Genomic DNA, 23,003 nt, shown 5'->3' with positions numbered 1-23,003 from the left:
CTCAGGCGGCGTTCTTGAGTTTCGGGTCCAGCGCATCGCGCAGGCCGTCGCCCATCAAGTTGATTGCCAGCACGCTGAGCAAAATGGTCAAACCAGGCAGGCTTACCACCCACCAGGCGCGTTCGATGTAGTCGCGAGCCGAAGCCAGCATGGTGCCCCACTCAGGGGTTGGCGGTTGTACGCCAAGGCCCAGGAAGCCAAGGGCTGCGGCATCGAGAATCGCCGAGGAGAAACTCAGGGTGGCCTGAACGATCAGCGGCGCCATGCAGTTGGGCAGCACGGTGACGAACATCAGGCGTGGCAGACCGGCACCGGCCAGACGCGCGGCGGTCACGTAGTCGCGGTTCAGCTCGCCCATCACCGCAGCGCGGGTCAGACGAACATAGGACGGCAACGAAACCACGGCGATGGCAATGATGGTGTTGATCAGGCCAGGGCCGAGGATGGCGACAATCGCCACGGCCAGCAGCAGCGAGGGCAGGGCCAGCATGATGTCCATCAGACGCATGATGGTCGGGCCAAGGATGCGCGGGAAGAAGCCGGCGAACAGACCGAGCAGGATGCCCGGGATCAGCGACATCACCACCGACGACAAGCCGATCAGCAGGGACAGGCGCGAACCGTTGATCAGACGCGACAGCAGGTCGCGGCCCAGTTCATCGGTGCCGAGCAGGAACTGGATTTGCCCACCTTCCAGCCAGGACGGCGGGGTCAGCAGGAAGTCACGGTATTGCTCGCTCGGGTTATGCGGCGAGACCCACGGCGCGAAGATCGCGCAGAAGATCACCAGCAACATGAACATCAGGCCGGCGACGGCGCCTTTGTTCTTGGAGAACGCTTGCCAGAATTCTTTGTACGGGGACGGGTACAGCAGGCTTTGATCGACTGTTACCGCTTGATTTGTAGTTGAAGCTGGAGTGGTCATGGTCATGATCTCAGCGCTGGTGACGGATGCGTGGGTTGGCGAAGCCGTAGAGGATATCCACGATGAAATTCACCAGAATCACCAGGCAGGCGATTAACAGGATGCCGTTTTGCACCACGGGATAATCCCGTGCGCCAATGGCTTCGATCAGCCATTTGCCGATGCCGGGCCACGAGAAGATGGTTTCGGTCAGGACCGCACCGGCCAGCAATGTGCCGACTTGCAGGCCGACCACGGTCAGTACCGGAATCAGCGCGTTGCGCAGGCCGTGTACGAACACTACGCGCGACGGCGACAGGCCTTTGGCCTTGGCGGTCCGGATGTAGTCTTCACGCAGCACTTCGAGCATCGAAGAACGGGTCATCCGCGCAATCACCGCCAGCGGGATGGTGCCGAGCACGATGGCCGGCAGGATCAGGTGATGCAGGGCATCGAAGAACGCACCGACGTCATCGGCCAGCAGCGTGTCGATGAGCATGAAGCCGGTGCGCGGCTCGATGTCATAGAGCAGGTCGATCCGCCCGGACACCGGGGTCCAGCCCAGGGACACCGAGAAGAACATGATCAGGATCAGGCCCCACCAGAAGATCGGCATCGAATATCCCGCCAGGGAGATGCCCATCACCCCATGGTCGAACAGGGATCCTCGCTTGAGTGCCGCGATCACCCCGGCCAGAAGGCCCAGGATGCCGGCGAACAACAGGGCGGCCATGGACAGTTCCAGGGTCGCGGGGAATAGAGAGCTGAACTCGCTCCACACGCTTTCACGGGTACGCAGGGATTCTCCGAGATCGCCGTGAGCCAGTTTGCCGATGTAATCCAGGTATTGGGCATACAGCGGTTTGTTCAGACCTAGGCGTTCCATTGCCTGAGCATGCATTTCGGGGTCGACTCGTCGTTCGCCCATCATTACTTCCACGGGGTCGCCAGGAATCATGCGAATCAACGCGAAAGTCAGCAAGGTGATGCCGAAGAACGTGGGGATCAATAACCCCAATCGGCGGGCAATAAAACTAAACATCTTCTGGTGTACCTCATCAGCCGGTTAGGCGTGCCTGGTGTCCCTGGAGTCAGGGACACCGGGAGTTTTCTTATCTACTTCACCTGGGTGGTGGCGAAGTTATTAGTGGTGAGCGGGCTAATGTGATAGCCCTCTACGTTGTTGCGCATTGCGGTGAACATTCTAGTGTGCGCCATGCTGATCCATGGCTGGTCCTGGTTAAAAATAACCTGGGCCTGTTCGTACAGCGCTGCCCGCTCGGCCGGATCGGTTTTTTCGCGAGCCTGGTCGATCAGCGCCTGGAACTTGTCATTGCACCAACGTGCATAGTTTTCGCCGTTCTTCGCGGCTTCGCAACTGAGCATAGGCGTCAGGAAGTTATCCGGGTCGCCGTTATCACCCGCCCATCCGGCGGAAACCATGTCGTGCTCGCCGTTTTTCGCACGTTTGAGCATTTCGCCCCATTCCATCACGCGAATGTCGATCTTGATCCCGACCTTGGCCAGGTCAGCCTGCATCATCTGCGCGCCGAGCATCGGGTTCGGGTTGGTCGGGCCGCCACCGTTGCGGGTGAACAGGGTGAACGTGGTGCCTTCCGGTACACCGGCTTCCTTGAGCAGGGCGCGGGCCTTGTCCAGATCGCGGGCCGGGTTTTTCAGGCTGTGGTTGTAGCCCAGCAGCGTGTCCGGGAACGGGTTGACCGCCACTGTCGCATTGCCTTTACCAAACAGCGCGTTGACATAAGCCTCTTTATCGAAGGCGATGTCGATGGCTTTGCGCACCCGCACGTCGCTCATGTACTTGTGCGTGGTGTTCATGGCGATGTACGAAACGGTCATCGCGTTCATTTCATCGACGCTCAGTTTGGCGTCTTTCTTGATGCTCGGGATGTCATCCGGCTTCGGATACAGCGCGACCTGGCACTCGTTGGCCTTGAGCTTTTGCAGGCGCACGTTGTTGTCGACGGCGATGGCCAGAATCAACGAGTCAGCCGGCGGCTTGCCACGGAAGTAGTCTGGGTTGGCCTTGAAGCGAACCTGGGCGTCCTTGGCGTAACGCTGGAAAACGAACGGGCCGGTGCCGACCGGTTTGTTATTGAGTTCGCCGGTCTTGTTCGTCTTGAGCAGCTGGTCGGCGTACTCGGCAGGGTAAATCGAGGAGAACGCCATGGCGATGTCGGCCAGGAACGGCGCTTCGCGACGGGTCAGGGTGAATTTGACCGTGTTGTCGTCAACTTTCTCGACGCTTTTCAGCAGTTCCTTGAAGCCCATGCTTTCAAAGTACGGGAAGCCCACGCTCGACAGTTTGTGCCACGGGTGTTTCGGGTCCAGCTGACGCTGGAAGCTCCAGACCACGTCGTCGGCGTTCATGTCGCGGGTCGGCTTGAAGTATTCGGTGGTGTGGAACTTGACGCCTTTGCGCAGGTGGAACGTGTAGGTCAGGCCGTCTTCGCTGATGTCCCAGGACTCGGCCAGTGCCGGAATCACTTCGGTGGTACCGGGCTTGAAGTCCGCCAGGCGGTTGAAGATGGTTTCGGCCACCGCATCGGCTGTGACTGCAGTCGTGTATTGAACCATGTCGAAGCCTTCCGGACTGGCTTCGGTGCAAACCACCAGGGGTTTGGCCGAGACGCCAACGGCAACACTCAGCAACGCGGCAGCGATGGCCGCACGTAGGGGAAGCATTTTCATCAAGAGCCCTCTGCAATCAGTTAAGGACAAAAGCCGAACGGTAGATTCGTCACTGAATCAGCCGTTCGGCGGGTGCATTACAGAACGTTGAACGGGATGGTGGTCACGAGACGGAACTCGTTGATGCTGCCGTCAGCCTGGTTTTCGCTGGCGCGATGCGTGGTGTAAGTCGCACGAATTGCGGTGGCTTTGAGCGGGCCACTTTGTACGGCGTACGACGCACCGATACCGTATTCGTAGTGGTGTTCGCCGTCCTGGGCCTGGATACCGTCGTAGCCTTTGTCTTTGACGCCGCCGTTGCCGTTGTAGTGAGTGCCGTCAATGCCCCAGCCGCGAGCTTGGTAGATGTTGAACTTCAGGCCTGGCACGCCGTATTCAGCCATGTTCAGGCCGTAGGCGATCTGGAAGGATTTCTCGTTCGGGCCGTTGAAGTCCGACAGCAGGGAGTTGGCCAGGTAGATGCCGTTGGTTTCGTGCAGGTAGTCGAAGTACTCGTTACCGTTCACTTCCTGGTAGGAGAAGGTCAGGGAGTGAGCCTGGTGAGTCAGGCCGAACGACAGGGAATAGGTGTCGTTGTCGATGTCGCCGATCAGGGCTTTGCCTTCATCCTGGGTTTTGTAGTAGTTCAGGCCGGTGGTCAGGCTCAGCACCGAGCTGTCGCCCAGCACGTGGGACGCGCCGACGTAGTACTGGTTCCAGATGTCTTCGGCCTGGGTTGCCCAGAGGCTGGTGGTCAGGCTGGCGAACGGCGTGTAGGTGATACCGCCGGTGTAGATGTGATCGGATTCAACGATACCGTTGGCGTATTCGGTGCGGAATTTACGCTGGCTTTGTTCGGTACGCGGAGAGTTGCGGTCGAAGGTGCCGAGGTCGAAGGTCAGGTTTTCCAGCTCTTCGCTGTGCAGCGTCACACCTTCGAAGCTCGAAGGCAGTGGACGGTTACCGATGACATCCACTTGCGGGCTGCTGAAGTTCTGGCGACCGGCCGTCAGCGTGGTGTTGGAGAAACGGGCCTTGACGTTGGCCAGGCCCAGTTTGCTCCACTGGTCTACGGCATCGCCACCTTCTTCGGTCAGCGTACGGTTATACCCGGCTTTTGCACGATCGCCCGGTGCACCACCGAAGCGAGAGGCCAGGTCTTCGCGATCACGATTCAGGGCGATGGCATTGTAGGCCGCGACCTCAGTGCTGAAACCGACAGTACCTTCGGTAAAGCCCGAGTTGTACTTGATGATGGTGCCCTGGACCCAGTTGATACGGCGATCGGTATTGGTCAACACGCCATTTTTGTTGTACTGGAACTTGGCGCCGCGCTTCAGTTGCTCATTCGCATACCAGTTACGCGTGGAACCGGTGACCGATTGCCCTTCGACAAAGCCGGTGGCTTCGCTTTGGGCGCTCTTTTCCTTGACGGTGACCGGTGTGAAAGCCTGGCTCTGGGACTCTGCGTAGGCCGTGGCGGTAACGCTGCTGATGGCCAGGGCCAATAACGCGGTGCTGCTCAGTTTCATGGGTGAAGCTCCTTTCTTTCTCTTATTAATGCCGGTCTTTTTTTGTGATCCGGCTATTGGTTTTGTAACTCATACAAGGCTTCGCAAACGTTTGCTGTCTGCCTGATCGGCAAATAACGGCAATACGCTTGCGTGGGGGCAGAATCCGCCCCCAGCGTTTTTTGGCTAATCGGTTATTGGTCGATACTGACGCCCGAGAACACGTTGCGGCCGAAAGGACTCACCTTGAATCCTTCGACTTTGGCGCTCAACGGCTGGTTGACCGTCGAATGGGCGACAGGCGTGATCGGCACTTGCTGCTTGAGCAACTGCTGAGCCTGTTTGTAAAGCACGGTGCGCTGGTCACGGTCGGTGACGACCTTGGCCTGCTTGATCAGCTTGTCGTAAGCCGGATCACACCATTGGGAGTAGTTGTTGCCGCCAATGGCGTCGCAGCTGTAAAGCGTGCCGAGCCAGTTGTCCGGGTCCCCATTGTCACCGGTCCAGCCAATCAGGCTGACGTCGTGCTCGCCATTCTTGGTGCGCTTGATGTACTCGCCCCATTCGTAGCTGACGATCTTCACTTTAAGACCGATCTTCGCCCAGTCAGCCTGGAGCATCTCGGCCATCAACTTGGCGTTGGGGTTGTAGGGACGCTGAACCGGCATCGCCCACAGGGTAATTTCGGTGCCTTCTTTCACGCCGGCAGCCTTGAGCAGTTCCTTGGCTTTTTCCGGGTTGTAGGCGGCGTCTTTAATGGTCTCGTCGTAGGACCATTGGGTCGGCGGCATGGCGTTTTGCGCCAGTTGACCGGCGCCTTGGTAAACGGCGTTGAGAATGCTTTGCTTGTTGACCGCCATGTCCAGCGCCTGGCGCACTTCGAGCTGGTCGAATGGCTTGTGGCGCACGTTGTAGGCGATGTAGCCGAGGTTGAAGCCAGGCTTCTCGATGAGCTTGAGTTTCGCGTCGTTCTTCAGTGCTTCGACATCGGCAGGACGTGGGTGCAGGGTGATCTGGCACTCGTTGGCCTTGAGCTTCTGCACCCGCACCGACGCGTCGGTGTTGATGGCGAAAATCAGGTTGTCGAGTTTGACCCGGCTCGGGTCCCAGTACTGCTTGTTGCCGCTGTAACGGATGTTGGAGTCTTTCTGGTAGCTCTTGAACACGAACGGGCCGGTGCCGATCGGCTTCTGGTTGATGTCGCTAGGCTTGCCTTCGGCCAGCAGCTTGTCGGCGTATTCGGCGGACAGGATGGCAGCGAAGCTCATGGCGATGTTCTGGATGAACGCGGCGTCCACGCTGTTGAGCGTCATGACCACGGTCAGCGGCCCGGTCTTTTCGACCTTGGCGATGTTCTTGTTCAGGCTCATCCCGTTGAAATACGGGAACTCGGTTGGATAAGCCTTACGGAAAGGTTGCTGCGGATCGAGCATGCGATTGAACGTGAACAGCACGTCATCGGCGTTGAAATCACGGCTCGGCGTGAAGTACTTGGTCGTATGAAATTTCACCCCTTCGCGCAGGTGAAAGGTGTACTTGAGGCCGTCTTCGGAAATATCCCAGCTCTTTGCCAGGCCTGGTACGACGTTGGTGGCGCCTTTTTCGAATTCTGCCAATCGGTTGTACAACGGCTCGGCGGCGTCGTTATCGGTCGCGGTCGTGTACTGCGCGGTGTCGAAGCCAGCCGGGCTGCCTTCGGAGCAGAACACCAGGCTGTTGTTGGCGGCCTGGCTGATGGAAGTGGCGGCCAGCAGGCCGGTGCCCAGCAATGCGGATAAAACCAAGGTATGGCGCATGACGCTCCCTTTTCTCTTTCGCTAAGTGTTTTCAATGCGCCGCTATCCCGTCCGGGGACGTGGAGGCATCACTGATCTCAAGCCATGAGGTACAGCAATAACCGAGAGCCCACGCGTGCACTGGTCAGAACCCGACGGTAAGAGCCGCGAGTCTGGCAGTAAATGCGTAGAGTCCTAAAGACTCGTAGGAAAGGGCAACGCGTCCGACGCCGCAGCTGTAATGCTCAGCGGAATGGGATGTAGGTTGTTTCCTGCTTTCTCGGTAGAAAAAGCAACGGCGACGTCAAAAACGTCGCCGTTGCCAAATCTTATTTGCTGACGCTAACGCCGTAGAAGGAGTTCAAGCCGAATGGGCTGATCTTGAAGTCCTGCACTTCGTTGCGCATGGGTTGGAACACCGTCGAGTGAGCGATAGGTGTCATCGGAACAGCGTCTTTGAGGACGTGTTGCGCCTGCTTGTACAGTTCGGTGCGCTTGCCCTGGTCGGTCGTGCGCTTGGCTTCTTTGACGATGCCGTCGAACTTCTTGTCGCACCACTTGGAGAAGTTGTTGCCTTGCAGCGAGTCGCAGCCGAACAGCACGTTCAGCCAGTTGTCCGGGTCACCGTTGTCGCCGCTCCAGCCAATCAGCATCGCGCCGTTTTCGCCGCCTTTGGAGCGCTTGATGTACTCGCCCCACTCGTAGGTCACGATCTTGGCCTTGATACCGATCTTGGCCCAGTCGGACTGCAACATTTCGGCCATCAGCTTGGCGTTCGGGTTGTAAGGACGTTGCACCGGCATCGCCCACAGGTTGATCTCGGTGCCTTCCTTGACGCCGGCTTCCTTGAGCAGCTCCTTGGCTTTCTCAGGGTTGTACGGCGCATCCTTGATGGTGGTGTCGTAGGACCACTGGGTCGGCGGCATGGCGTTGACGGCCAGCTGACCTGCACCCTGGTAAACCGAGTCGATGATCTGTTGTTTATTGACGGCCATGTCCAGTGCCTGACGCACTTTCAGTTGGGCCATCGGGTTTGGCTGGTCGCTGCCCTTGATCTTGTCCATCACGTTGTAGGCGATGTAACCCAGGTTGAAACCGGCCTGGTCAGGCACTTTCAGGGTTTTGTCTTCTTTCAGCGCCTTCAGGTCGGCTGGACGCGGGAACAGAGTGATCTGGCACTCGCCCTTTTTCAGCTTCTGGATACGCACCGACGGGTCGGTGGTGATGGCGAAGATCAGGTTGTCGATCTTGACGTCGTCAGGCTTCCAGTAGTCCTTGTTCCCGGTGTAGCGGATGTTGGAGTCTTTCTGGTAGCTCTTGAACACGAACGGACCAGTGCCGACCGGCTTCTGGTTGATGTCGGCGGCTTTGCCTTCCTTGAGCAGCTGGGCTGCGTACTCGGCGGACTGCACCGAGGCGAAGCTCATGGCCATGTTCTGGATGAACGCGGCATCTACTTCTTTAAGGGTGAACTTGACAGTGTGGTCGTCGACTTTATCGATCTTGGTGATGTTGGTGTCCATCCCCATGTCGGTGAAGTACGGGAATTCGGTCGGGTACGCCTTACGGAACGGATCATCCTTGTTAATCATGCGATTAAAGGTGAACAGCACGTCGTCGGCGTTGAACTCGCGAGTCGGCTTGAAGTACGGGGTAGTGTGGAACTTGACGCCTTCACGCAGATGGAAGGTGTAAGTCAGGCCATCATCGGAGATGTCCCACTTGGTCGCCAGACCAGGAATAACGGCGGTGCCGCCGCGCTCGAACTGAGTCAGACGGTTGAACATGGTTTCGGCAGAGGCGTCGAAGTCGGTTCCGGTGGTGTACTGACCAGGATCAAAACCGGCCGGGCTCCCTTCGGAGCAGAACACCAGGTTACTCGCAGCTTGAGCGAACGGCGCGGCAGCCAACAAGCTGGCGCCGACTAAAAACGGAATGACCGCGTGTTTAAGCATGGTGGCCTCATGATTTGTTGTCATTTTTGAATTTGAGGACGACCTCGTGAGTCGTGCCTGCGGATACTTATGCAGGGGCCATACCCAATGCAAGATGTTGAATGGCCACAAGCCTTAAACAGTGGCACGAACGTACCTTAATGTCGCATATGTATAAATTGACGCGCATTTGACCGTTTGCGTGTATTTTTTTCGGTGCAAACCACGCACCGACGAAGGGCAACCGGGGCGCTGGGCGCACCCGGTTGGCGCGCGGTGTTACTTATTTATACCCACACCATAGAAGGGTGTGAGGCCGAACGGGCTGATCTTGAAGTCGGTGACTTCCTTGCGCAGCGGCTGGAACACCGTCGAGTTGGCGATCGGCGTGATAGGGACCTGTTGCTTAAGGATTTGTTGGGCCTGTTGATACAGTTTCACCCGCTGCTGTTTGTCCGTGGACACCTTGGCTTGCTGGACGAGTTTGTCGTAGGCCGGGTCGCACCACTTGGCGTAGTTGCTGCCCTTCACGGCCGCGCAGCTGTAAAGCACGCCGAGCCAGTTGTCGGGGTCGCCGTTGTCGCCGGTCCAGCCGTAGATCATCGCGTCGTGTTCGCCGTTCTTGGCGCGCTTGATGTACTCGCCCCATTCATAGCTGACGATGTTGGCCTTGATGCCGACCTTCTCCCAATCCTGCTGGATCATCTGTGCCGACATCCGCGCATTGGGGTTGGAGGCACGCTGCACGGTCATGGCCCACAAATTAATGGTGGTACCGGGTGCAACCCCTGCTTCTTTCAGTAGCGCCCGGGCTTTTGTCGGGTCGTAGGAAGCATCCTTGATGTTTGGGTCGTAAGACCATTGCGCCGGTGGCAAGGCGTTTTGCGCCAGTTGCCCGGCACTCTGGTAGACCGCCTTGATGATCGCCGGTTTGTCGATCGCCATGTCCAGGGCCTGACGCACCTTGAGCTGGTCCAGCGGCGGGTGTGTGACGTTGTAGGCCAGGAAGCCGAGGTTGAACCCGGCCTGCTTGAGCACGCGCAGGTTCGGGTCTTTCTCCATCACCTCGATGTCGGCCGGGCGCGGGTAACCGCTGACCTGGCACTCGCCGGTCTTGAGTTTCTGCAAGCGCACGGCGGCGTCCGGGGTGATCGAGAACACCAGGTTGTCGATTTTCACATCCTCGGGTTTCCAGTACGCCTTGTTGGCGACGTAGCGGATCTGCGAGTCCTTTTGATAACGCTTGAACACGAACGGGCCGGTGCCGACGGGTTTCTGGTTGATGTCGGCGGCTTTACCTTCCTTTAACAGTTGCGCGCCGTACTCGGCGGATTGCACCGAAGCGAAACTCATTGCCAGGTTCTGGATGAAGGCGGCGTCGATGTTGTTCAGGCTGAAGCGCACGGTGTGCTCGTCGATTTTGTCGACGTTCTTGATCGTTTTGTTCAGGTCCATATCGGTGAAGTACGGGGACTCGGCGGGATAGGCTTTGCGGAAGGCATTCTCCGGGTCGAGCAGGCGCTGGAAGGTGAACAGCACGTCGTCGGCGTTGAAATCGCGGGTCGGGGTGAAGTAGTCGGTGGTGTGGAATTTCACGCCGTCGCGCAGGTGGAAGGTGTAGGTGAGGCCGTCTTTTGATACGTCCCAGTTTGTCGCCAGCCCAGGTTCGACTTCGGTGCCGCCGCGTTTGAATTGGGTTAGGCGGTTGAAGACGGTTTCGGCGGAGGCGTCGAAGTCGGTGCCGCTGGTGTATTGGCTGGGGTCGAAGCCGGCGGGGCTGGCTTCGGAGCAGTAGACCAGGGTGGTGGCGGCTTGTGCGAATGGGGCGGTGGTGGCGAGGGCTAGGGCGAGCAGGAGTGGTTTGACGGTGGTTCTTTCCATGGAGTCCCCGGGGGTTTGGGTCGCTGTGTTTTCCTCAGGGTAGCGTCGTAGACGGGGTGGGCGGAAATATCCGTTTGTGAGGGGGACCCCTCTATCTTGGTATATTCAGGCTGGTTGCCGGATGTGTGCACGTTCAAAATGTAGGAGCCGGCTTGCTGCGGGCGGCGTTCCGACGATGGCGGCCTTATGGCCTACCATTTTTTTTTGGGTGTACATATCCATTCCTGCGGTAACGGCCACTTACGGTTTCGCCCTTACGGCGAGTCACTTTTGACAAACGCCTCAAAAGTAACCAAAAAGTCTTGCCCCAGCGTCCGGCCCCTCGCTCCGGTCCTGCTCCGTGGGCCCGCCGCCATCGGCCATCCATGGCCGGGGGCGGCTAACCCGGCATCCATGCCGGGCTGCCCACTGCGCAGAACCTCCACTCGGCCTCCCGAAGGGGCGGGCAGATCAAAATCAAAAGCTGCAGGCGAGCTAACGCTCGGCCTGTTGAGTGGTGAGAAGCGGGTGGTCGCCGACCTGCATTTGTAGGAGCCGGCTTGCCGGCGATGGCGGCCTGTCAGCCGACCTGATTTCGCGGATGTACCCGAACCTTTGTAGGAGCCGGCTTGCTGGCGATGACGTCCTGTCAGCCGACCTGCTTTCGCGGATGTACCACGCCCTTTGTAGGAGCCGGCTTGCTGCGGGCGGCGTTCCGACGATGGCGTGCGTAGCAGCGCCGCAAACCCCGGAATTTTTCGCCAGCAAGCCGGCTCCTACAGGATCGGGTGGCGTCGATTTTCCGGGGCCATAAAAAAACGGCGATCACTCCGGTGATCGCCGTTTCTGTGTGCGGGTTATCGAATCAAGGCATCAACACTTCAATCGACCCATCCGCCGTCATGCTGACCTGGCTGGTGCCAGCTTCAACTTCCGGCGTAACCGGTGCGGCATCCATGCTGGCCGCTTTCATCATCATCGGCCCACGCATGTACGGTTGTGGATAACCGTTGCTGTTCAGGTTCAGGTTGACGATTTTGTAACCCTTGCCGCCCAGCGCGTCGGTGGCCAGTTGCGCGCGGGCCTTGAAGGCGGTCACGGCGTCTTTGAGCAGGGCGTCTTCGCTGGCCTTGCGGGTTGGCGTGGCGATGGCGAAGTCCATGCCGCCCATTTTCAGGTCGGTGAGCAGTTCACCGGTCAGTTTCGACAGGGCGGCGAAGTCGGAGCTTTCCAGGCGCAGTTCGGCGCGCTCGCGCCAGCCAGTGATTTTCTGGCCCTTGGTGTCGTAGATCGGGTAGCTGTTGCGGCTGCCCTGGCGCAGGGTGATGTCCTTGACTTGCTTGGCCTGGGCCAGCGCTTTGTTCATGGTGGTGCTGACGTCGGCCGCGAGTTTGGCCGGGTCGGTGTTTTGTTCTTCGGTGTAGAGCGTCACGATCATCAGGTCGCGGGCGACTTCCTGACTGACTTCGGCGCGCAGGGAAATCTGGTTGTAATGCAGCTCGTCGGCGGCCAGGGCCGGGAGGCTGGCGACGGTGCCAACGCTGAGGGCGAGAAGGGCGGCGCTGCGGCGGAAAGTGTGCATGAAAACTCCTTGGACGATGCGCAGGGGTTAGGTCCGAGCCTGCGTGAAACCATCAGACTCTAGCTTTAATGATCCGGTTCGCACAGTTACAACTTCTATACAGATGGTTGACCGCGTCGCGGCCTTCGCGGGCAAGCCTCGCTCCTACAGGAAAATGCATTCTGGCGTAGGAGCGAGCGGGCGGCGATCCGACTTGACCGCGAAGGCGGCCTTATAGACGCAGCTGATATTCCTGCCATGTGGCCGTTTGCCGCACTTTTGCCTGTCAGCCCCCGTGCTTGGTTATACTCCGTGCGATCCGCCTGGAGCGCTCATCAGGAGAGCTCATGCTCGCCCCCGTTCAAATCACTTCCGCAACCCGTCAGAATCTCTGGCGGCTGACGTTCATCCGCACATTGGTGTTGGCCGCTCAGGCCGGTTCCGTGGGCCTGGCCTACTGGCTCGACTTGTTGCCGCTGCCTTGGTTTCAACTGGCCGCGACCCTCGGTTGTTCGATGTTGTTGTGCGCGTTCACGGCGATTCGGCTGCGTACCTCCTGGCCGGTTACCGAACTCGAATACGCCGTGCAACTGGCCTGTGACCTGTTTATCCACAGCGCCTTGCTGTATTTCTCCGGCGGCTCGACCAACCCCTTTGTCTCTTATTACCTGGTGCCGCTGACCATCGCCGCTGTGACGCTGCCATGGCGTTATTCGGTGATTCTGTCGGGCATCGCCCTGGCGATGTACACCTTGTTGCTGGCGGGTTTCTATCCGCTGCAAACCTTCCCGATTGCCCGGGAAAACCTGCAGGTCTACGGGATGTGGCTGAGCTTCGCCCTGGCCGCGGCGGTCATCACCTTCTTCGCCGCGCGCATGGCCGAAGAGCTGCGCCGGCAGGAAGAGCTGCGCGCGATCCGTCGGGAAGAAGGCCTGCGTGATCAGCAATTGCTGGCCGTCGCGACCGAGGCCGCCGGTGCCGCCCATGAGCTGGGCACGCCGCTGGCGACCATGAGCGTGTTGCTCAAGGAAATGCGTCAGGACCATCACGATCCGATGTTGCAGGACGACCTCAGCGTGCTGCAGGATCAAGTCAAACTCTGCAAAGAAACCTTGCAGCAACTGGTGCGCGCCGCCGAGGCCAATCGCCGCTTGGCAGTGGAGATGCAGGACGTCACTGATTGGCTCGACGAAGCGCTGAACCGCTGGCACCTGATGCGCCCGGAAGCCAGTTACCGTTTCCAGCGTCTGGGCCAGGGCACCGTGCCGCGTATGGCGCCACCACCGGACCTGACCCAGGCGCTGCTGAATTTGTTGAACAACGCCGCTGACGCGTGCCCCGAAGGGCTGCAAGTGACGCTGGACTGGAATGCCGAGAATTTGACCATCAGCATTCGCGACCACGGCGCCGGTGTGCCGCTGGCCATTGCCGAACAGATCGGCAAGCCGTTTTTTACCACCAAGGGCAAAGGTTTCGGCCTGGGCCTGTTTTTGAGCAAGGCCAGCGTGACACGCGCCGGCGGCTCAGTGAAACTCTACAGTCATGAGGAAGGCGGCACGCTCACCGAGCTGCGCCTGCCCCGTGTCGCCCGAGGAGACGAACATGAGTGAAGAGATCCAAGTCGAAGGCGAAGAACTGCCGCATTTGCTGCTGGTAGATGACGACGCCACGTTCACCCGCGTGATGGCGCGCGCCATGGCTCGCCGTGGTTTTCGCGTCAGCACCGCCGGCTCCGCCGAAGAAGGCCTGACCATCGCCCAGGCCGATATCCCGGATTACGCCGCGCTGGACCTGAAAATGGACGGCGATTCAGGCCTGGTGTTGCTGCCAAAACTGCTCGAACTCGACCCGGACATGCGCGTGGTGATCCTCACCGGTTACTCGAGCATTGCCACCGCTGTCGAAGCGATCAAGCGCGGTGCCTGCAACTACCTGTGCAAACCGGCGGATGCCGATGATGTCCTTGCTGCGCTGCTCTCCGAGCACGCCGACCTCGACTCCCTGGTGCCGGAAAACCCGATGTCGGTGGACCGTTTGCAGTGGGAACACATCCAGCGCGTGTTGACCGAACACGAAGGCAACATCTCCGCCACTGCCCGCGCCTTGGGCATGCACCGGCGTACGCTGCAGCGCAAACTGCAAAAGCGTCCCGTTCGTCGCTGAACCTGCGCTGAACGAATGCCGGCCGCGCCTCGCGACAAACCGAGCCGATCATCTATGATCGGTTCGTGCGTGTTCTTTTCTTTATCGAGCCTTTTCCATGAATCAGAACGCTGAATATTCCGCGGTCAACGATGCCGTGCGCGGGCAGTTTTTTCGCAAAGTCTGGGCGATGATCACGCCTTATTGGCAAAGCGAAGAGAAGGTCAAGGCCTGGACACTACTGATCGCGGTGATCGCGTTGTCGTTGATCAGCGTGGGGCTCTCGGTGTGGTTCAACACCTGGTACAAGGATTTTTACAACGCTCTGCAGAAGAAGGACGAAGCCGCGTTCTGGCAGCTGATTCTGTATTTTTGCGGGATTGCGGCGGTGGCGATCATCGGTGCCGTTTACCGGCTCTATCTGACCCAGATGCTGACCATTCGCTGGCGTGCCTGGCTCACGGAAAAGCATTTCGCCCGCTGGCTCGGCAACAAGAATTACTACCAGCTGGAGCAGGGCGGTTACACCGATAACCCGGACCAGCGGATTTCCGAAGACCTCAACAACTTCACCTCCAATACCCTGGAACTGGGCATCGGTTTGCTGCGCAACATTGTCAGCCTGGTGTCGTTCTCGATCATTCTGTGGGGCGTGTCGGGCAGTATCGAAGTGTTCGGTTTCACCATTCCCGGCTACATGTTCTGGTGTGTGCTGGTGTATGCCGTGATCGGTAGCTGGCTGACGCATCTGATCGGTCGCCGTTTGATCGGCCTGAACAACCAACAACAACGCTTTGAAGCCGACCTGCGTTTCTCCATGGTGCGGATTCGCGAAAATGCCGAGAGCATCGCGCTGTACAACGGCGAACCCAATGAAAACCGTCGCTTGAGCAGCCGCTTCGGGCAGGTCTGGCACAACTTCTGGGACATCATGAAGGTGTCGAAGCGCCTGACGTTCTTTACCGCAGGTTACCAACAGGCCGCCATCATCTTTCCGTTCATGGTCGCCGCACCACGTTATTTCGCTGGCAAGATCGAACTTGGTGATCTGATGCAAATCAGTTCGGCGTTCGGCAATGTGCAGGAGAGTTTCAGCTGGTTTATCAGCGCGTACCAGAACCTCGCGTCCTGGCGTGCCACCTGTGATCGTCTGCTGAGTTTCCGTCAGGCCATGACCGACAACGAAGAGCGCGTGCCAGCCATCGACGTGCAGAATCAGGGTGATGGGTTGAAGGTGCACAACCTGGGCCTCGATCTGGCGGACGGTCGGCATTTGCTGACCAATGCCGACATGACCGTGGAGGAGGGCGAGCGCGTGATGCTCAGCGGTCGTTCCGGCAGCGGCAAGTCCACGTTGCTGCGAGCAATGGGGCATTTGTGGCCAGCGGGTCATGGCAGCATTCGTCTGCCTGCGGCGCGCTATTTGTTCCTGCCGCAAAAGCCTTATCTGCCGATTGGCACGCTGCGTGAGGTGTTGAGTTATCCACAGCCTGGCGAGACCTATTCGCAGGAACGCTACGTTCATGTGCTGGAAACCTGTCGTTTGCCGCACCTGGTTTCGCGCCTGGATGAAGCGAATCACTGGCAACGCATGCTTTCACCGGGCGAACAGCAACGTCTGGCCTTTGCCCGTGCGCTGCTTTATGCGCCGCAATGGCTGTACATGGACGAAGCGACTTCGGCGATGGATGAAGAGGATGAAGCTTCGCTGTATCAGGCATTGATCGATGAGATTCCGGGGCTCAGCATCGTCAGCGTCGGGCATCGCAGCAGCCTGAAACGCTTCCATCCACGGCATGTGCGCATCGACAATGGCCATCTGGTGGATCAGACCGTAACCGCCTGAGCACCACCCCTTTGTAGGAGCGAGGCTTGCCCGCGAAGGCCGTTACGCGGTTTGTAATCAAGACCGCGTCATCGTTCTTCGCGGGCAAGCCTCGCTCCTACAGGGGTGGTGGTGATCGTACAACCGCGTTGAGCTATGATGCGGTTTCAGCCGAATTTTTCGAGACAGACGTTCACCATGGAAAACCCGATCGACGCACCACGCCTCCCTCGCAAGCGCCGCAGCCTCGCACAGGAATTGGTGACGGTGCTGTCCGAGCAGATCCGCGACGGTCACCTCAAGCGCGGCGACAAATTGCCCACCGAGTCGGCGATCATGGATGCCCATGGCGTCAGCCGCACCGTGGTGCGCGAGGCGATTTCCCGTTTGCAGGCGGCCGGGCAGGTGGAAACCCGCCACGGCATCGGCACCTTCGTGCTCGATACACCGAGCCCGAGCGGTTTCCGTATCGACCCGGCGACGGTGGTGACGCTGCGTGATGTGCTGGCGATTCTGGAGCTGCGTATCAGCCTCGAAGTGGAATCCGCGGGGCTTGCTGCGCAACGTCGCAGCCCTGAACAGTTGGCGTTGATGCGTGCCGCCCTGGACGCCTTGAACGAAAGCGCGGCCCACGCCAGCGATGCCGTGGCCTCTGACTTCCAGTTCCACCTGCAAATCGCGCTGTCGACCGGCAACCGCTACTTCACCGACATCATGACCCACCTGGGCACCAGCATCATTCCGCGTACGCGCCTGAACTCTGCGCGCCTGGCCCATGACGACCAACAGCACTACATGAGTCGCCTGAGCCGTGAGCACGAAGAGATTTACGATGCGATCGCACGCCAGGATTCCGATGCGGCGCGGGCGGCGATGCGCTTGCATCTGACGAACAGCCGCGAGCGGTTGCGTCATGCGCATGAAGAGGCTGAGGCGCAGCGGGGGTAGGGTTCCAATTGGGTTGATCCGTCGCCTGACAGACCGTCATCGCCGGCAAGCCAGCTCCTACAGTGGATCTCGGGTGTTCACAGATAATGTGTTCACCACGAATCCCTGTAGGAGCTGGCTTGCCAGCGATGGGGTCAGTCGCCGTTACACCACAGCGTCAGCCAGTACGAAGAATCGAACGATCCACCCTCACCGCCAACCGACCTGCACCGGGCTTGGCATCGAACACCACATCCCCATGCTTACCCACCACCGCTTTCGCAATGGCCTTGCCATCAGCCAGCAATTCCAGCGGCGCACCCTTCAGCGAATCGCCCGAAGCCAATTCCAGTTTCAGTTTGATAGTCATCATCGATCTCCTTATCAGGCCACGTTGCCAGTCGGGTTGTAGTCCTTGAGCAGCAGGTAAGTGCTCCAGCCCCACCAGTCATCGACGGTGGCGGTGTCATTCAGGTTATTGACGTCCTTGCGCCGCAACACCTTGTTGCCCTCGACCTTGAACAGCGGCGAGAAATTGCCCGCCGGGTTCAGTACCGCTTGCAGATCAGGCAGTTTTTTCAATGCCGCGAAACTGCCGGGCGACGGGGCGATGCCGCTGAGGTACGTCGCGAAAATTTCATCCGCCGACACCTGGACCGCTTGATTGACCTGGGCGCGATTGGTGCTGTCGATTGCATCGAAATAGCGCTTGTCGCCATAAGCGTGCCATTGAACGCCGTCGCCATTGCGCACATTTAGGCCGAACTTGCTGTCTTCGTCGTGCATGAAGCGGGTAATCAACGAGCCCAGGTCACTCGGCGTGACCACCGCTGCTAACTGTTTGCGCGGCACCCGCAGGTGACCGGCGGAAAACAGGTCGGTCAGGTAGTGATCGGCGAAAGCGTTCATCGCGTAAGCCAGTTCCAGCGACGCGTCATTGCCACTGTTGTGGGCGACCACCGCTTGTTGCAATGCCGCCGTATGCCCGGCGATGTAGGCCAGCAGTGCCCACTCGGCGAAGTGGTCAGCGTTGTTGGCGGCCAGTTTCAGGTAGCGGCCCAATGGATACAGGGCCGAGACGAAACTGCCGCCGCCGGTGATTTTGTTCCACTCTTCCGACAACGTATCACCCAGTGCGTCATACGCCTCGTGGGGCTGTTTGCCGTCCTTTATCGCCTGTTTAACCGCGGCGATTTCCTTCTGCATGACGCCGAGGATCAGCTTCGCTTCGGCATTTGACGCCGGCAGCACCGCAAGGGAATTGAAGGCCTCGTTAAAGCGCTGGATCCGGTCGGCAGCGGTTGCGCCTTCGCTGACCGGTTTATCCGGGATTCCATAGAAATCACCGCCCAGTGCAACAACCTGCCCATACGTCAGAGCCAGGCCGTTAGGCAAATGCAACTCGACCTGCGAGGCCGTAATCGCCGGTGCATCCTTGGCGAAACGCAGCAGCGTGTTGTCGCCGATGGCGGTGTGTTCACCACCCTCGAACCTCAGCTGTGGCTTGCCTTTCAAGGCGTTGCCGGATGCAGGGGCGGACGGCTGATGGGTGTCGGTTCGGTGCTCGTCGAGGCGCAGGACCAGATGGTCATCGCCCTTGATGGCGATGCCGTTTTCGGTGAATAGATCATCCAGGCCGGCAATGACCTGTTTTGGTTTTTCCTGAGTTTTTGTGTGTAGACCTGACATTTCTATCTCCTTGATATGTCGTCGGTATGTTTCAAGATAACTGTATGCATATACAGTTACTCCGAGCATAGAGGAGATCTTTCCTACGTCAAGAAAATACTTTTCCGACGCATAAATTTTGGGTGCGGCGATGAAATGCAGTTGACGGTTGTTTTTTAAGTTGTACGATGACCTACAACTTCGGCGCAGGCTGAACGGTTTTCTCACACACACAAACAAACGTTGCTACCCAGGGTGTTCGAATAATGAATCCACAAGAACTGAAGTCCATCCTCTCTTCCGGTCTGCTGTCTTTCCCGGTTACCGATTTCAATGCTCAGGGCGACTTCAATCGCGCGGGCTACATCAAGCGTCTCGAATGGCTGGCCCCATACGGCGCCTCGGCTCTGTTCGCCGCAGGCGGCACTGGTGAGTTCTTCTCCCTGGCGGCCAGCGAATATTCGGAAATCATCAAGACCGCCGTCGACACCTGCGAAACCAGCGTGCCGATTCTGGCCGGCGTTGGCGGTTCGACCCGTCAAGCCATCGAATACGCACAGGAAGCCGAGCGTCTGGGCGCCAAAGGCCTGTTGTTGCTGCCGCACTACCTGACCGAAGCCAGCCAGGACGGCGTTGCCGCCCACGTTGAAGCCGTGTGCAAATCGGTGAAGATCGGCGTGGTGGTTTACAACCGCAACGTCTGCCGCCTGACCGCGCCGTTGCTGGAACGCCTGGCCGAGCGCTGCCCGAACCTGATCGGCTACAAGGATGGCCTGGGCGATATCGAGTTGATGGTGTCGATCCGTCGTCGCCTCGGCGATCGCTTCAGCTACCTGGGTGGTTTGCCGACCGCCGAAGTCTACGCCGCTGCCTACAAGGCCTTGGGCGTACCGGTTTACTCCTCGGCGGTGTTCAACTTCATCCCGAAAACCGCGATGGATTTCTACCACGCCATCGCTCGCGAAGATCACGCCACCGTCGGCAAGATCATCGACGACTTCTTCCTGCCGTACCTGGACATCCGTAACCGCAAATCCGGTTATGCGGTGAGCATCGTCAAGGCCGGGGCAAAAATTGCCGGCTATGACGCAGGTCCTGTGCGTGCGCCGCTGACCGATCTGACCGGCGAAGAGTACGAAATGCTCGCCGCGCTGATCGACAAGCAAGGTGCGCAGTAACACACCCGATTAAACAAGGCCGCTGAGCAATCAGCGGCCTTTTGCGTGAGGAGAATTGTTGTGGCAGATGCAAAGCGTTTTGATAACTACATCAACGGTGAATGGGTTGCCGGCAGTGAATACTGCACCAACATCAACCCGTCCGAACTGACCGACACCATCGGTGAATACGCCAAGGCCGATCTGGCCCAGGTCCACGCCGCCATCGACGCCGCTCGCGCTGCGTTCCCGTCCTGGTCGACCTCGGGCATTCAGGCCCGCCACGACTCGCTGGATAAAGTCGGTACTGAAATCCTTGCTCGCCGCGAAGAGCTCGGCACCTTGCTGGCTCGAGAAGAGGGCAAGACCCTGCCTGAAGCCATCGGCGAAGTGACCCGCGCCGGTAACATCTTCAAGTTCTTCGCCGGTGAAACCCTGCGTCTGTCCGGCGACTACTTGCCGTCGGTACGTCCGGGCGTCAATGTCGAAGTCACTCGCGAAGCCTTGGGCGTGGTTGGCCTGATCACCCCGTGGAACTTCCCGATCGCCATCCCTGCGTGGAAAATCGCCCCGGCCCTGGCCTACGGCAACTGCGTCGTGCTGAAACCGGCGGATCTGGTGCCGGGTTGCGCCTGGGCGCTGGCTGAAATCATATCCCGCGCAGGCTTCCCGGCCGGCGTGTTCAACCTGGTGATGGGCAGCGGTCGCGTGGTTGGCGATGCAATGGTTCAGAGCCCGAAAGTCGATGGCATCAGCTTCACCGGTTCCGTCGGTGTCGGTCGTCAGATCGCCGTCAGCTGCGTGTCGCGCCAGGCCAAGGTTCAGTTGGAAATGGGCGGCAAGAACCCGCAGATCATTCTCGACGACGCCGACCTCAAGCAAGCGGTCGAACTGTCGGTACAGAGCGCGTTCTACTCCACCGGTCAGCGTTGCACCGCTTCCAGCCGCTTCATCGTCACTGCCGGCATCCACGACAAATTCGTCGAAGCGATGGCCGAGCGCATGAAGTCGATCAAGGTTGGCCACGCATTGAAAACCGGCACCGACATCGGTCCGGTGGTCTCGCAAGCTCAGCTTGAACAGGACATGAAGTACATCGACATCGGCCAGTCCGAAGGTGCACGTCTGGTCAGCGGCGGCGGTCTGGTGACCTGCGACACCGAAGGCTACTACCTCGCGCCTACGCTGTTTGCCGACAGCGAAGCCGCGATGCGTATCAGCCGCGAAGAGATTTTTGGCCCGGTGGCCAACATCGTTCGCGTGGCGGATTACGACGCTGCACTGGCCATGGCCAACGACACCGAATTCGGTCTGTCGGCGGGCATCGCCACCACGTCGCTGAAGTACGCCAACCACTTCAAACGCCACTCCCAGGCCGGGATGGTGATGGTCAACCTGCCGACGGCGGGCGTGGATTACCACGTTCCATTCGGTGGGCGCAAAGGTTCATCCTATGGATCACGTGAGCAAGGTCGCTACGCGCAAGAGTTCTACACCGTGGTGAAAACCTCCTACATCGGCTCCTGATACACGCAATACCTGTAGGAGCCGGCTTGCTGGCGATCGCATCACCTAGGTGTAAATGACACACCGAGGTGCCTGCATCGCCAGCAAGTCGGCTCCTACAGAACAACGTTATTACCCGCATAAAAATAATCAGTGGGAGTACATCTACATGCAATCGACTCAGAAGCCGACTCACGTCCGCTATTTGATCCTGCTCATGCTTTTTCTGGTGACCACGATCAACTACGCCGACCGGGCGACCATCGCAATCGCCGGCTCCAGCCTGCAAAAAGACCTCGGCATCGACGCGGTCACCCTCGGTTACATCTTCTCCGCATTCGGTTGGGCCTACGTGGCCGGGCAAATTCCCGGTGGCTGGCTGCTGGACCGTTTCGGCTCGAAAAAAATCTATGCGCTGAGCATTTTCACCTGGTCGTTGTTCACCGTGCTCCAGGGCTATGTCGGCGAGTTCGGCATGTCCACGGCGGTGGTTGCGCTGTTCATGCTGCGCTTCCTGGTGGGCCTGGCCGAAGCGCCGTCCTTCCCCGGTAACGCACGCATCGTGGCCGCCTGGTTCCCGACTGCGGAACGCGGCACCGCCTCGGCGATCTTCAACTCGGCGCAATACTTTGCCACCGTGTTGTTCGCGCCGCTGATGGGCTGGATCGTCTACAGCTTCGGCTGGCAGCACGTGTTCGTCGTGATGGGCGTGATCGGCATCATCTTCTCGGGTATCTGGCTGAAGGTGATCTACAGCCCGCGCCAGCACCCGATGATCAACGACGCCGAGTTCAAGCACATCGCTGACAACGGCGGCATGGTCGATATGGACCAGGACAAAGGCAAAGGCAAAAAAGGCGACGGTCCGAAGTGGGACTACATCCGCCAGTTGCTGACCAACCGCATGATGCTCGGCGTGTACCTGGGCCAATACTGCATCAACGGCATCACTTACTTCTTCCTGACCTGGTTCCCGGTATACCTGGTGCAAGAACGCGGCATGACCATCCTCAAGGCTGGTTTCATCGCTTCGTTGCCGGCGATCTGCGGCTTCATCGGTGGGGTGCTCGGCGGGGTGATTTCCGACTACCTGCTGCGCAAGGGCCATTCCCTGACCTTCGCTCGCAAGGCGCCGATCATCGCGGGCTTGCTGGTTTCCAGCAGCATCGTGGCTTGCAACTATGTCGATGTTGAATGGATGGTCGTGGGCTTCATGGCCTTGGCTTTCTTCGGCAAAGGCGTAGGTGCGCTGGGTTGGGCCGTGGTGTCCGACACCTCGCCGAAACAGATCGCCGGTCTCAGCGGTGGCCTGTTCAACACCTTCGGCAACATTGCGTCGATCACCACGCCGATTGTCATCGGCTACATCATCAGCTCCACCGGTTCGTTCAAGTGGGCGCTGGTGTTTGTCGGTTGCAACGCACTGGTTGCAGTGTTCAGCTACCTGGTGATCGTTGGCCCGATCAAGCGTGTGGTGCTCAAAGAGCCGCCAGTCAGCGGTCCTGAAGCAAACAACAAATTGTCACAAGCGCATTCCTGAGG

General features: G+C 59.0%; 17 protein-coding genes. 7 read left to right on the top strand and 10 right to left on the bottom strand.

Translation table 11 applies throughout. The features are described 5' to 3' along the window. Position 1: 1 nt before the first annotated feature. The 8 genes from ACYZUC_RS16085 to ACYZUC_RS16050 form a co-directional block, all read right to left on the bottom strand. Positions 2-925 (bottom strand): ABC transporter permease subunit, encoded by a 924-nt coding sequence (locus tag ACYZUC_RS16085; protein WP_008024403.1) that lies wholly within the window; start codon positions 923-925, stop codon positions 2-4. Between the two features lie 10 nt (positions 926-935). Further along, positions 936-1,946: an ABC transporter permease subunit gene (locus tag ACYZUC_RS16080; protein ID WP_461989255.1), complete on the bottom strand. Its 1,011-nt coding sequence runs from the start codon at positions 1,944-1,946 to the stop codon at positions 936-938. 74 nt (positions 1,947-2,020) lie between these two features. Beyond that, positions 2,021-3,616 carry an ABC transporter substrate-binding protein gene (locus ACYZUC_RS16075; protein WP_461989253.1) on the bottom strand — a complete coding sequence of 532 codons (1,596 nt, stop codon included), beginning with the start codon at positions 3,614-3,616 and terminating at the stop codon, positions 2,021-2,023. A gap of 77 nt (positions 3,617-3,693) precedes the next feature. Continuing rightward, positions 3,694-5,127 carry an OprD family porin gene (locus ACYZUC_RS16070; protein WP_461989251.1) on the bottom strand — a complete coding sequence of 478 codons (1,434 nt, stop codon included), beginning with the start codon at positions 5,125-5,127 and terminating at the stop codon, positions 3,694-3,696. Between the two features lie 173 nt (positions 5,128-5,300). Beyond that, on the bottom strand, positions 5,301-6,902 hold the full coding sequence (locus tag ACYZUC_RS16065) for an ABC transporter substrate-binding protein (protein WP_461989250.1): 1,602 nt from the start codon (positions 6,900-6,902) through the stop codon (positions 5,301-5,303). Between the two features lie 308 nt (positions 6,903-7,210). Beyond that, positions 7,211-8,836, bottom strand: coding sequence for an ABC transporter substrate-binding protein (locus ACYZUC_RS16060; RefSeq protein ID WP_461989248.1), 1,626 nt, complete (start codon positions 8,834-8,836; stop codon positions 7,211-7,213). Positions 8,837-9,094: 258 nt separating this feature from the next. Beyond that, entirely contained in the window at positions 9,095-10,696 is a 1,602-nt protein-coding gene (locus ACYZUC_RS16055) for an ABC transporter substrate-binding protein (protein WP_461989246.1), read from the bottom strand. An 844-nt stretch (positions 10,697-11,540) separates the two neighbouring features. Beyond that, positions 11,541-12,257 carry an SIMPL domain-containing protein gene (locus ACYZUC_RS16050; RefSeq protein WP_192417392.1) on the bottom strand — a complete coding sequence of 239 codons (717 nt, stop codon included), beginning with the start codon at positions 12,255-12,257 and terminating at the stop codon, positions 11,541-11,543. 326 nt (positions 12,258-12,583) lie between these two features. Between ACYZUC_RS16050 and ACYZUC_RS16045 the strand changes: the two genes are divergently transcribed. From ACYZUC_RS16045 to ACYZUC_RS16030, 4 genes are all read left to right on the top strand, one after another. Next, positions 12,584-13,846, top strand: a complete 1,263-nt coding sequence (locus ACYZUC_RS16045; RefSeq protein ID WP_461989244.1) for an ATP-binding protein — start codon at positions 12,584-12,586, stop codon at positions 13,844-13,846. Then, the gene (locus ACYZUC_RS16040) at positions 13,839-14,399 is read left to right on the top strand and encodes a response regulator transcription factor (protein WP_019582418.1); all 561 of its coding nucleotides are present in this window, start codon (positions 13,839-13,841) and stop codon (positions 14,397-14,399) included. The genes ACYZUC_RS16045 and ACYZUC_RS16040 overlap by 8 nt, the downstream gene beginning before the upstream one ends. Positions 14,400-14,496: 97 nt before the next feature. Continuing rightward, the gene (locus tag ACYZUC_RS16035; protein WP_461989242.1) at positions 14,497-16,224 is read left to right on the top strand and encodes an ABC transporter ATP-binding protein/permease; all 1,728 of its coding nucleotides are present in this window, start codon (positions 14,497-14,499) and stop codon (positions 16,222-16,224) included. 177 nt (positions 16,225-16,401) lie between these two features. After that, the gene (locus ACYZUC_RS16030; RefSeq protein WP_031318393.1) at positions 16,402-17,151 is read left to right on the top strand and encodes a FadR/GntR family transcriptional regulator; all 750 of its coding nucleotides are present in this window, start codon (positions 16,402-16,404) and stop codon (positions 17,149-17,151) included. Positions 17,152-17,308: 157 nt separating this feature from the next. On the opposite strand, the gene ACYZUC_RS16025 is transcribed toward ACYZUC_RS16030, so the two are convergent. Further along, positions 17,309-17,500, bottom strand: a complete 192-nt coding sequence (locus tag ACYZUC_RS16025; RefSeq protein WP_008037435.1) for a hypothetical protein — start codon at positions 17,498-17,500, stop codon at positions 17,309-17,311. A 14-nt stretch (positions 17,501-17,514) separates the two neighbouring features. Beyond that, a complete protein-coding gene (locus tag ACYZUC_RS16020) occupies positions 17,515-18,819 on the bottom strand; it encodes a phospholipase (RefSeq protein ID WP_461989240.1) in 1,305 nt (434 codons plus the stop codon). A 245-nt stretch (positions 18,820-19,064) separates the two neighbouring features. Between ACYZUC_RS16020 and kdgD the strand changes: the two genes are divergently transcribed. The 3 genes from kdgD to ACYZUC_RS16005 all read left to right on the top strand — a co-directional run bounded on the left by kdgD (position 19,065) and on the right by ACYZUC_RS16005 (position 23,001). Further along, positions 19,065-19,976, top strand: coding sequence for a 5-dehydro-4-deoxyglucarate dehydratase (kdgD, locus tag ACYZUC_RS16015; RefSeq protein ID WP_008026855.1), 912 nt, complete (start codon positions 19,065-19,067; stop codon positions 19,974-19,976). 60 nt (positions 19,977-20,036) lie between these two features. Then, a complete protein-coding gene (locus tag ACYZUC_RS16010) occupies positions 20,037-21,482 on the top strand; it encodes an aldehyde dehydrogenase family protein (RefSeq protein WP_461989238.1) in 1,446 nt (481 codons plus the stop codon). Between the two features lie 148 nt (positions 21,483-21,630). Beyond that, positions 21,631-23,001: an MFS transporter gene (locus tag ACYZUC_RS16005; protein ID WP_461989236.1), complete on the top strand. Its 1,371-nt coding sequence runs from the start codon at positions 21,631-21,633 to the stop codon at positions 22,999-23,001. Positions 23,002-23,003 lie beyond the last annotated feature (2 nt).

The sequence above is a fragment of the Pseudomonas sp. GT1P32 genome (genome assembly GCF_054897805.1).
Note: the sequence above shows the minus strand (reverse complement) of the source record. Positions and strands in the feature narration are given on the sequence as shown.